The 11,063-nt window shown below is 73.6% G+C and carries 9 protein-coding genes; 7 read left to right on the top strand and 2 right to left on the bottom strand.

All coding sequences use genetic code 11. The annotated features are described in order from the left end of the window. From BG452_RS20455 to BG452_RS20435, 5 genes are all read left to right on the top strand, one after another. Positions 1-599: adenosylcobinamide-GDP ribazoletransferase (locus tag BG452_RS20455; RefSeq protein WP_188305785.1), on the top strand; the 599-nt coding region annotated here is incomplete at its 5' end. Between the two features lie 256 nt (positions 600-855). Beyond that, on the top strand, positions 856-2,361 hold the full coding sequence (locus BG452_RS20450) for a leucyl aminopeptidase (protein ID WP_188305784.1): 1,506 nt from the start codon (positions 856-858) through the stop codon (positions 2,359-2,361). A gap of 405 nt (positions 2,362-2,766) precedes the next feature. Then, a complete protein-coding gene (gene lpdA, locus BG452_RS20445) occupies positions 2,767-4,155 on the top strand; it encodes a dihydrolipoyl dehydrogenase (protein WP_188305783.1) in 1,389 nt (462 codons plus the stop codon). Positions 4,156-4,220: 65 nt separating this feature from the next. After that, complete coding sequence (gene sucB / locus BG452_RS20440) at positions 4,221-5,966, top strand: 2-oxoglutarate dehydrogenase, E2 component, dihydrolipoamide succinyltransferase (RefSeq protein ID WP_188305782.1); 1,746 nt, start codon at positions 4,221-4,223, stop codon at positions 5,964-5,966. A 170-nt stretch (positions 5,967-6,136) separates the two neighbouring features. Continuing rightward, positions 6,137-6,652 carry a DUF4240 domain-containing protein gene (locus tag BG452_RS20435; protein ID WP_188305781.1) on the top strand — a complete coding sequence of 172 codons (516 nt, stop codon included), beginning with the start codon at positions 6,137-6,139 and terminating at the stop codon, positions 6,650-6,652. 15 nt (positions 6,653-6,667) lie between these two features. On the opposite strand, the gene BG452_RS20430 is transcribed toward BG452_RS20435, so the two are convergent. Both BG452_RS20430 and BG452_RS20425 read right to left on the bottom strand, forming a co-directional pair. Next, on the bottom strand, positions 6,668-7,744 hold the full coding sequence (locus BG452_RS20430; RefSeq protein WP_188305780.1) for a DUF2510 domain-containing protein: 1,077 nt from the start codon (positions 7,742-7,744) through the stop codon (positions 6,668-6,670). 98 nt (positions 7,745-7,842) lie between these two features. Next, positions 7,843-8,343 (bottom strand): GNAT family N-acetyltransferase, encoded by a 501-nt coding sequence (locus tag BG452_RS20425; protein ID WP_188305779.1) that lies wholly within the window; start codon positions 8,341-8,343, stop codon positions 7,843-7,845. A gap of 65 nt (positions 8,344-8,408) precedes the next feature. On the opposite strand from BG452_RS20425, the gene BG452_RS20420 reads away from it, so the two are divergent. Further along, entirely contained in the window at positions 8,409-9,314 is a 906-nt protein-coding gene (locus BG452_RS20420) for a TIGR01777 family oxidoreductase (protein WP_188305778.1), read from the top strand. 442 nt (positions 9,315-9,756) lie between these two features. Further along, positions 9,757-11,063: NAD(P)/FAD-dependent oxidoreductase (locus BG452_RS20415; protein ID WP_188305777.1), on the top strand; the 1,307-nt coding region annotated here is incomplete at its 3' end.

Below are 11,063 nucleotides of genomic sequence, written 5' to 3'. Positions count from 1 at the left end.
CGGGCGGGCTGCTGGGGGCGGTGACGGCGGTGGGGGTGCTCGCCGCGCTGACCCGCGGGCTGCACCTGGACGGCCTGGCGGACGTCGCCGACGGGCTGGGCAGCGGCAAGCCGGCCGAGGACGCGCTGCGGATCATGAAGCAGTCCGACATCGGCCCGTTCGGCGTCCTGACCCTGCTGCTGGTGCTGCTGGTCCAGGTCGCCGCGCTGGCCGGCCAGTTCGGGCAGTCGCCGCTGCGCGGCGCGCTCGCCGTGCTCGCCTCGGCGGTGGCCGCGCGGTGCGCGCTCGCCTGGGGCTGTCTGCGGTCGGTGCCGGCCGCCCGACCGGGCGGGCTGGGGGCGATGGTGGCGGGCACCGTCACACCCGCCGGGGCCGTCATCGGGACGCTCGTCGCCGCACTGGCCCTGGCCGCGGCCGGACTGTTCGACGGATGGTCAGCCGTGCGTCTCCCGCTGGCCGTTGCGCTCGGGGCGGGCGGGGCCCGGTTGCTGCTCGGGCGGTGTGTCCGCCGGTTCGGCGGAATCACCGGGGACGTGCTCGGCGCGATGGCCGAGACCGCCGCGACCGGGACGCTGTTCGCCTTGGCGTTGCTGGGCTGACACCGGGCGGCGCGTGATCCCAGCATGCGGACTACCATGCCTGAAGCACCGCAGCCCTGCACCGTGGCAGGTCCTGCCCGCCCGGCGCGCACCGTGGAGCCGGGTCCTCTGGTGTTCGCGTCCGCCGTCGCGGCCGCGCGCACCAGGGGGCCCGGACCCGCTGGTCCCGCCGGCGGACAGCCTGGACGGCGGGCTGCGCCGGTTCGGCAGTCACGCCGCGACCGGCCGTGGACCGCGAAAGAACAGGACGCATTACGTGACTGCATTGTCTGTGAGCACCTCCTCCGCCGCCTCGCTGCGCGCGGACGCCCTGGTGGTCGGTGTCGCGAAGGGCCCCAAGGGCATGCTGCTGGCGCCCGGCGCCGAGGCCGTGAACGAGGCGTTCGAGGGCAAGCTGGCCGAGATCCTCGGCACCCTGGGCGCGACCGGCGCCGAGGGCGAGGCCGTCAAGGTGGCCTCCCCCGCCGGGCTGAAGGCCGCGCTCGTGCTCGCGGTCGGCCTCGGCGAGGCGGCCGAGGACGGCTACGAGCTGGAGGCGCTGCGCCGCGCCGGCGGCGTCGCCGCCCGCACCCTGGCCGGTGCCAAGAAGGCCGCGCTGGCCCTGCCGGCCGAGTCCGCGGAGCAGGTCGAGGCGGTCGCGCTGGGCGGCCTGCTCGGCTCGTACTCCTACGGCACGTACAAGGCCAACGGCGTCGGCAAGGAGCCGGTCGGCGAGCTGGTCGTGCTGACCGCCCGCAAGGGCAGCAAGGACGCCAAGGCCGCCGTGGAGCGGGCCGCCGCGATCGGCGAGGAGATGAACCGCGCCCGCGACCTCGTCAACGCCGCGCCGAACGACCTGACCCCGAAGAGCTTCGCCGCGATCGCCCAGGCGGCCGGCAAGGAGCACGGCCTCAAGGTCGAGGTGCTGGACGAGAAGGCGCTGACCAAGGGCGGCTTCGGCGGTCTGCTGGGTGTCGGCGCCGGCTCGGCCAACCCGCCGCGGCTGGTGAAGGTGGCCTACACCCACCCGAAGGCGAAGGCCTCGCTGGCGTTCGTCGGCAAGGGCATCACCTACGACTCGGGCGGCATCTCGCTGAAGCCGGCCGGCCACAACGAGACCATGAAGTGCGACATGGCCGGCGCCGCCGCCGTGTTCGCCGCCGTGGTGGCCGCCAAGCGCCTGGGCCTGGCCGTCAACGTGACCGGCTGGCTGGCGCTGGCCGAGAACATGCCGTCCGGCACCGCGACCCGCCCGGGTGACGTGCTGCGCATGTACGGCGGCAAGACCGTCGAGGTCCTGAACACCGACGCCGAGGGCCGTCTGGTGCTGGCCGACGCGATCGTCAAGGCCGGCGAGGACGCCCCGGACGTCATCGTCGACGTGGCGACCCTGACCGGCGCCATGGTGCTGGCCCTGGGCACCCGCACCTTCGGTGTGATGGCCAACAACGACGAGCTGCGCGACAACCTGCACACCCTCGCGGGCGAGGTCGGCGAGCAGTCCTGGCCGATGCCGCTGCCGGCCGACCTGAAGAAGGGCATGACCGACTCGACCATCGCCGACCTGGCGAACATGGGCGAGCGGATGGGCGGCGGCCTGGTGGCCGGCCTGTTCCTGCAGGAGTTCGTGACCGAGGGCACCGACTGGGCGCACCTGGACATCGCCGGCCCGGCGTTCCACGAGAGCGCGCCGTTCGGCTACACCCCGAAGGGCGGCACCGCGAGCGCGGTGCGCACCCTGGTCCGCTTCGCGGAGCAGACCGCGGCCAACGGCAAGGCCTGATCCTCCAGGTCCCGGCCTCGACGGGGGCCCGGCGCGGGTGCGCCGGGCCCCCGTCGGCGTTCCCGTACGGGTTACCTGCGAGTAGCCCGGGACTCCCCACCGCACCCTTGTTCGCCACGGGCGAAACTTTGTTCCGCACTGCGGAAGAGGCGACGCCGAAGCGGGCGGAAGCCGCCCGTCCGGCGGCTGTCAACAAGGCCTTGAGCTGCGATGATGCCCTTCCGTCGGGGGTATTCCCGCCCCGGTGACCACTCCGCGGGACACCCCTGGGGTGGACCCGGACATCAGCCACCGCGAACAAGTGCGAAGATGTATTTCCGGCACGACTGGGCGCCCCACAAAGGCTTCCGACCCACCGGACCGCGACCGGCCCGGCGACCCACCCCATTGCATGGAGGACGTGACGTGGCGAACGACGCCAGCACCGTTTTCGACGTAGTCATTCTCGGAGGCGGAAGCGGCGGTTACGCCGCGGCGCTCCGCGCCGCTCAGCTGGGTCTGAGCGTCGCCCTGGTCGAGAAGGGCGAGCTGGGTGGCACCTGCCTGCACCGCGGCTGCATCCCGACCAAGGCCCTGCTGCACGCCGCCGAGATCGCGGACGAGACGAAGGAGGCCGCCGAGTTCGGCGTCCTGGCCACCTTCCAGGGCATCGACATCAACGGCGTCCACAAGTACAAGGACGACGTCATCGCCGGCCTGTACAAGGGCCTGCAGGGCCTGGTGGCATCCCGCAAGGTCACCTTCATCCAGGGCGCGGGCAAGCTCTCCTCGCAGACCTCGGTGGACGTGAACGGCCAGCGCATCGAAGGCCGCCACATCGTCCTCGCCACCGGTTCGGTGCCGCGCTCGATCCCGGGCCTGGAGATCGACGGCAACCGCGTGATCTCCTCCGACCACGCCCTCAAGCTCGACCGGATCCCGAAGTCGGCCGTCATCCTCGGCGGCGGCGTCATCGGCGTCGAGTTCGCCTCGGTCTGGAAGTCCTTCGGCGTCGACGTCACCATCGTCGAGGCGCTGCCGCACCTCGTCCCGCTGGAGGACGAGAACTCCTCCAAGCTGCTGGAGCGCGCCTTCCGCAAGCGCGGCATCAAGTTCGAGCTGAAGGCCCGCTTCTCGGGCGTCGAGTACACCGAGGCCGGTGTCCGCGTCTCCACCGAGAACGGCAAGCAGATCGACGCCGACCTGCTGCTCGTCGCCATCGGCCGCGGCCCGGTCTCGGCCGGCCTCGGCTACGAGGAGAACGGCGTCGCGATGGACCGCGGCTACGTCCTGGTCGACGAGTACATGCGCACCAACGTGCCCACCATCTCGGCCGTCGGCGACCTCGCCCCGACCCTGCAGCTCGCCCACGTCGGCTTCGCCGAGGGCATCCTGGTCGCCGAGCGCCTGGCCGGCCTCAAGCCGATGCCGATCGACTACGACGGCGTCCCGCGCGTGACCTACTCCAACCCGGAGGTCGCCTCCGTCGGCATCTCCGAGGCCAAGGCCGTCGAGCTGTACGGCAAGGAGAAGGTCGTCACCCTGAAGTACAACCTGGCCGGCAACGGCAAGAGCAAGATCCTGAAGACCGCCGGCGAGATCAAGCTCGTCCAGGTCAAGGACGGCGCCGTGGTCGGCGTCCACATGGTCGGCGCCCGCATGGGCGAGCAGGTCGGCGAAGCCCAGCTGATCTACAACTGGGAGGCCCTGCCGGCCGAGGTCGCGCAGCTCATCCACGCGCACCCGACCCAGTCCGAGGCCCTGGGCGAGGCGCACCTGGCGCTGGCCGGCAAGCCGCTGCACGCGCACGACTGATCGCGCCCACCACCCCCCTTTCCAGTACTTCCCGTACGCAAGACTTGATAGGAGTCGCTGAAACCATGGCGGTCTCAGTAACACTGCCCGCGCTGGGCGAGAGCGTTTCCGAGGGCACCGTCACCCGTTGGCTGAAGGCCGAGGGTGAGCGTGTCGAGGTCGACGAGCCGCTGCTCGAGGTGTCGACCGACAAGGTCGACACCGAGATCCCGGCTCCGGCTTCCGGCATCCTCTCCTCGATCAAGGTCGGCGAGGACGAGACCGTCGAGGTCGGCGCCGAGCTGGCGATCATCGACGACGGCACCGGCGCCCCGGCCGCCGCTCCGGCCCCCGTGGCCGAGGCCGCGCCCGTCGCCGCCCCGGCTCCGGTGGCCGCTCCGGCCCCGGCTGCTCCGGCTGCCGCCCCGGCCGCCGCTCCGGCTGCTCCGGCCGCCGCCGACGCCACCCCGGTGCTGCTGCCGGCCCTGGGCGAGTCGGTCACCGAGGGCACCGTCACCCGCTGGCTGAAGGCCGAGGGTGAGACGGTCGAGGTCGACGAGCCGCTGCTCGAGGTCTCCACCGACAAGGTCGACACCGAGATCCCGTCGCCGGTCGCCGGCGTCGTCGTCAAGATCCTGGTCGGCGAGGACGAGACCGCCGAGGTCGGCGCCCAGCTCGCGCTGATCGGTGCCCCGGGTGCCGCCGCCGCTGCTCCGGCTCCGGTTGCCGCTCCGGCCCCCGTTGCCGCCCCGGCCGCCCCGGCTCCGGTTGCCGCTCCGGCCCCGGTTGCCGCCCCGGCCCCCGTTGCCGCCCCGGCCCCGGTTGCCGCTGCTCCGGCTCCGGCCGCTGCTCCGGCCCCCGTTGCTGCCCCGGCTCCGGTCGCCCCGGCTGCTCCGGTGGCCGACGCCGGTGACGCCTACGTCACCCCGCTGGTGCGCAAGCTCGCCGCCGAGCACGGCGTGGAGCTCACCTCCGTCGCCGGCACCGGCGTCGGCGGCCGCATCCGCAAGCAGGACGTCATCGCCGCCGCGGAGGCCGCCAAGGCCGCTCCGGCCCCGGTCGCCGCTGCCGCCCCGGCCGCTGCGCCGAAGGCCGCCGTCGCGCCGTCCGCCCTGCGTGGCCAGACGGTCAAGATGACCCGCATGCGCAAGGTCATCGGCGACAACATGATGAAGGCCCTGCACGAGCAGGCCCAGCTGACCAGCGTGGTCGAGGTGGACGTCACCAAGATCATGTCGCTGCGCGCCAAGGCCAAGGACGGCTTCCTCGCCCGCGAGGGCGTCAAGCTCTCGCCGATGCCGTTCTTCGTGAAGGCCGCCGCCCAGGCCCTGAAGGTCCACGCGGTCGTCAACGCGCGGATCAACGACGCCGAGGGCACCATCACCTACTTCGACACCGAGAACATCGGTATCGCGGTGGACTCCGAGAAGGGTCTGATGACCCCGGTCATCAAGGGTGCGGGCGACCTCAACATCGCCGGCATCTCGAAGAAGACCGCCGAGCTGGCCACCAAGGTCCGCGACAGCAAGATCACCCCGGACGAGCTGTCCGGCGCCACCTTCACCATCAGCAACACCGGCTCGCGCGGTGCGCTGTTCGACACCGTGATCGTGCCGCCGAACCAGGCCGCCATCCTGGGCATCGGCGCCACCGTCAAGCGCCCGGTCGTCATCGAGGCCGACGGCGGCACCGCCATCGGCATCCGTGACATGACCTACCTCTCGCTCTCCTACGACCACCGCCTGGTGGACGGCGCCGACGCCGCCCGCTACCTGGTCGCGGTCAAGGAGATCCTGGAGGCCGGCGAGTTCGAGGTCGAGCTCGGCCTGTGAGACACCGCCGTTGAGGCAGCACAGTCGTAACCGGCTGTGACGGGCTGTCACCGGCTGACCGGAGCCCCGCGCCGTCCCCGGACGGTGCGGGGCTCCGGCGTTCCCGGGATGCGGATTCCGCCGGGTCATGGCATGCATGGAGACGACGGAACAGGGATGCTTGAGCAGTGATGGACGAGACCGACTTCTGGCAGATCATCGACGACACCTGGGAGGCCGCCGACGGCGATCCCGACGAACAGGCCGAGCGGCTGGTGGAGCGCCTCGTCCAGCTGACCCCGGACGACGTGATCGACTTCGCCCGGCTGTTCGAGGCCCGGTTCCAGCGCGCCTACCGCTACGACCTGTGGGGCGCTGCCCACCTGTTGCTGGACGGCGCCTCCGAGGACACCTTCGACTACTTCCGTTGCTGGCTGATCGGCCAGGGCCGGGAGATCTTCGAGGGCGGGCTGGCCGAACCGGACGACCTGGCGGACCTACTGCCGGAGTTCGACGAGGAGGAGGACGGCGAGGCCGAGGACCTCGGCTACGCCGCCGACGAGGCGTACGAGCAGCTGACCGGCCTGCCGCTGCCCGAGGTGGGCGGGCGGCAGGCGGGGCGGCCGGCCGGGGCGAGGCTGGACTTCGAGGACCCGGACGTCATGGCGAAACGCTTCCCCAAGCTCTGGGAGCGCTACGGGGACTGAGGCGGATCCGACGGGTCAGGCGGTGCTGCCGGGGGTGGCGGCGGTGCCGTCCTGCTTGACGCCCTTGAGGATCTGGTCCAGCACCGAGGGGTCCGGGGCGGCCGGGTCGTCGTCGACGCCACCCTCGAAGACGACGTAACCGCCGCCCTTGGCCGGGACGGCGGCCAGCAGGACGTAGCCCTGGGTGCCGTCCGAGGTGCGGATGTGCCAGCGGGTGGCGTAGCCGAGCACGCCGGCGACGGTGACGTAGCCGGAACCGGAGTCGGTGTGCGAGGTGATCCCGGTGAAGATCGTCCCGGCGTAGCCCGCCATGGTGGCGTCGGCGGCCGCCTTCGGGGTGTCGCCCTGGACGGTGTCCTTCTCGATCGAGAACTGGCCGCGGATGCAGGAGTTGCCGTCGGCGCAGGTGTAGCGGCCGCTGCCGAGGTAGACGGTGGAGTGTGCGGAGTTGGCCGCCGCGTCCCAGCCGTCGAACACCGGGACGGTGATCGCGTGCTGCGGGTCCGGGACGGTGCTCTTGAGGGACGGGACGGGCTTGGGGGCGGCGGTGGTCGGGGTGGGGCTCGGCGACGGGCGGTCGCTCTGGGTGACCGTGACCGTGGGGTTCGGGGTCGGGTCCGCCGTGGTGTCCTGGCCGCTGTTGACCACGAGCCCGGCGATGATCCCGCCGACGACCAGCACGGCGACCGAGATGCCGACGATCACCCCGGTCCGGTTCCTGCCGGGGCCGGCCGGTGGCGGGTAGCCGTAGGCCGCGCCCGGGTAGGACGCCTGGCCCGGATAGGACGCCTGGCCCGGGTACGGCGCCTGGCCCGGGTAGCCGTAGCCGGGGTTCTGGGCCGCGTCCTGGGCCGGGTAGCCGTAACCGGGGGCGGACGGGCCGCCCTGCGCCGGGTAGCCGTAGCCGGGCTGCGGCGGCTGCGGGGTGGCGGGCTGCCACTGCTGGGTCGGGGCGTCGGCGAGCTGTCCGGCGCCGCCCTGGAGCGGCCGGACCTCGTTGGTCCAGGCGTTGCCGTCCCACCAGCGCTCGTGACCGGGGGTGCCGTCCGCACCGGGGACCGGGTACCACCCGGGAGGCGTCGAGTTGCTCACGGGCGTACGGTACCCGGCTCGGTGGCGGTGCAGACAGGTCAGGTACGTCACGACTCCGCAGCACCCGATCTGACGCCCCGTCGGCTCCCGGGGCAGGTTCAGTCGGTGAGTTGGCGGGCCATCCAGACGTCGTCCACGAAGCGACCGTCGATCAGGAACTCCTCGACCAGCACGCCCTCGACCACGAAGCCGCAGCTCTCGTACAGCCGGCGGGCCGGGGCGTTCCAGCCGAGCACCCGGAGGGTCATCTTGCGGGCGCCGTCCGCCCGGGCCGCCGCGCAGGTGGCCTCGACCAGCCGGCGGCCGATGCCCCGGCCGCGCACCGTGTCGTCGACGGCCAGACCCTGGATCTGCCGCACATGCCGGTTGACGGCCAGTGGCGTCGCCGGGACCTGGCGGACGTAGCCGACGATCCGGCCGTCCAGCTCGGCGAGCAGGTACTGCTCGGGGGTGTGCCGCTCGTCGAAGACGCCGTCCGCCGTGGGCGGCTCCGAGGCTACGTCGGACAGGGTGGACCAGGAGGAGCGGTTGAGCTCGGCGAGGCCGCGATCGTCCTCGGGTCGGGCCGGGCGGATGGTCGGATCGTCTTCACGGGTCATGCCGGCTGATGCTAGTGGGGCGCGTGCGAGAGGTGACAGGCCATAAGAACTGCGAGGATGGGCCCATGCGCATCGCTGTCACAGGCTCCACGGGATTGATCGGTTCGGCGCTCGTCCGCTCCCTGCTGGCGGACGGCCACGAGGTGGTCCGGCTCGTCCGGCACCGCTCCAGGACCGGGCCGCAGCCCGACGGCAGCACCGCGATCGGCTGGAACCCGCTGCTCGGCGAGGTCGACCGGGACGGGCTCGCCGGGGTCGAGGCGGCGGTGCACCTGGCCGGCGCCGGGGTCGGCGACCGCCGCTGGACGGACTCCTACAAGCGGGAGATCCGGGAGAGCCGGGTGTACGGCACCGAGACGCTGGCCGTCGCGCTGGCGGAGCTCAAGGAGCCGCCGAAGGTCCTGGTCAGCGCCTCCGCGGTCGGCTGGTACGGGCAGACCGGCGACCGGGTGATCGACGAGGACTCCCCCGCCGGGGACGACTTCCTGGCCGAGGTGTGCCTGGAGTGGGAGTCGGCCGCGCGGCCGGCCGAACGGGCCGGGATCCGGGTCGTCCACCCGCGCACCGGGATGGTGCTCTCCGCCGCGGGCGGTGCGGGCGGGCGGCTGTTCCCGCTGTTCAAGCTGGGCCTGGGCGGGCGGCTCGGCAGCGGGAAGCAGTACTGGAGCTACATCTCGCTGGCCGACGAGGTGTCCGCGTTGCGCTTCCTGCTCGACCGGGACGACCTCTCCGGCGCCTTCAACCTCACCGCGCCGGAGCCGGCCACCAACGCCGAGCTGACCGCGGCGCTCGGGCGGGCGCTGGGGCGGCCGACGCCGTTCCCGGTGCCGGAGGCGGTGCTCAAGGCGGTGCTCGGGGAGCTGGCGGTCGAGGTGGTCGGCAGCCACCGGGTGGTGCCGCGGCGGCTGCTCGACGCGGGATTCCGGTTCGCGCACCCGGACCTGGACTCGGCGGTGCGGGCGGCGCTCTGACGCCTCCCGGTGATGCCGTGACGCCTCCGCGGGCGGCGGTCCGCGGCCTCCGCGGCCTCCCGGTGATGCCGTGCGCTTCCGCGGGCGGCGCTGTGACGGTCTGTTCTGCGTAGTCCCCGTACGGCATTCGCCCTGACCAGGGGCATATGCCGGGCGGGGGTCGGACGGGGCTCCGGGAGGGGGCGCACGGGAGCACACGGCGGGCGCGTCGCACGCCCCCGGTGACCGTGCGCGCCCGCCGACCCGGTAACCCGGGCGCCACGGCGCACTGTCCGTGACCACGCCCCCGCGCGGGGGCGCACCACCCCTCCCGAGCCCCGCATCCGGTCCACCGCACTTGTCTGATGCTCACACTGACTGGGCATCACCTTCCTCGGACCGTGTCCCGGCACCCCGCTGCCTGCGTCGGCCGGAGCCCCGGGACCAGGGAGGGAGCACCCCAGTGCCCACGTACGACTTCACCCGCCGCGCCCGTCGCCCGTCCGACCCGGACGTCGTCGTGGTCGGCGCCGGACTCGCGGGCCTGGCCGCCGCCCGCGCACTCACCGGCCACGGCCTCACCGTCCAGGTCCTGGAGACCAGCGACCGGATCGGCGGCCGGATGGCCACCCGCGAACTGGACGGCTTCCGTCTCGACGACGGCAGCCACCTGCTGAACACCGCCTTCCCCGAACTGCGCCGGGCGCTCGACCTCGACCGTCTGGACCTGCGCCCGCTCGCGCCCGGCGTACTCGTGCACAGCGCCGGCCGCCGCTACCGCACCGGGGACCCACAGCTCACCGCCGCCCGGCAGGCCGCCCTCCGGGCCCCGCTCGGCAGCCCGCTGGACAAGGCCCGCCTCGGCAGCTGGCTCGGCCGGCTCGCCACCACCCCGGCCGCCCGGCTGCAGGCCCGCCCGGAGACCACCGCCGCCCGCGCGCTGACCGGCCACGGACTCGCCCCGCGCACCGTCGACGGCTTCCTGCGCCCACTGCTGAGCGCCCTGCTCGGCGACCCGGCCCTCGGCACCAGCAGCCGGATCGCCGACCTGGTGCTGCGCTCCTACGCCCGAGGCCGGCTCTGTCTGCCCGCCGACGGGATCGCGGCCGTGCCCGCCCAGCTGGCCGCCGCGCTGCCCGCCGGCACCGTACGGACCGGGGTGCGGGTCACCTCGATCGGCGCCGACGGCGTGGAGACCCTCGCCCACGGGCGGATCGGCGCCCAGGCCGTGGTGGTCGCCACCGACGCCCGCTCCGCCGCCGGACTGCTGCCCGGACTGCGGGTGCCGGACTTCCACCCCGTCACCACCTTCTTCCACGCGGCCGACCGCGCCCCGGTCGGCGAGGCCGTCCTGCTGCTCGACGCCGACCGGCCGAACGGGCACCCGCCGCTGGTCTCGCACTCGCTGGTGCTCAGCGAACTGCACCCGTCCTACGCCCCGGCCGGGCAGGCGCTGATCGCCACCACCGTGCTCGGGCGGCGCTCCTTCGACGCGGGCGGCCCGGCCACGCTGGAACCGGCCGTCCGGGCCCGGCTCGCCGCGCTGTACGGCGTCCCGACGGCGGACTGGCAGTTCCTCAGCGTGCGGCACGTCCCGGACGCGCTGCCGGCGATGCCGCCGCCGCACAACCCGCGCCGCCCGGTGCGGCTGCTGGCCGGCCTGTACGTCGCCGGGGACCACCGGGACACCAGCACCGTGCAGGGCGCGCTGGTCTCCGGGCGGCGGGCGGCCCGGGCGGTGCTGGGCGACCTCGGGCTGCCGGCCGGTGC

Source organism: Streptomyces sp. CBMA123, assembly GCF_014596465.1.
Taxonomy (GTDB): domain Bacteria; phylum Actinomycetota; class Actinomycetes; order Streptomycetales; family Streptomycetaceae; genus Kitasatospora.
This window is presented reverse-complemented; position numbering and strand designations above follow the sequence as displayed.

Bases quoted from the DNA above. Each gene is read 5' to 3' on its own strand.
- BG452_RS20420 (WP_188305778.1), top strand. From the start codon at position 8,409: ATGCGCATCGCTGTCACAGGCTCCACGGGATTGATCGGTTCGGCGCTC.
- BG452_RS20425 (WP_188305779.1), bottom strand. From the start codon at position 8,343: ATGACCCGTGAAGACGATCCGACCATCCGCCCGGCCCGACCCGAGGAC.
- BG452_RS20435 (WP_188305781.1), top strand. From the start codon at position 6,137: ATGGACGAGACCGACTTCTGGCAGATCATCGACGACACCTGGGAGGCC.
- sucB (WP_188305782.1), top strand. From the start codon at position 4,221: ATGGCGGTCTCAGTAACACTGCCCGCGCTGGGCGAGAGCGTTTCCGAG.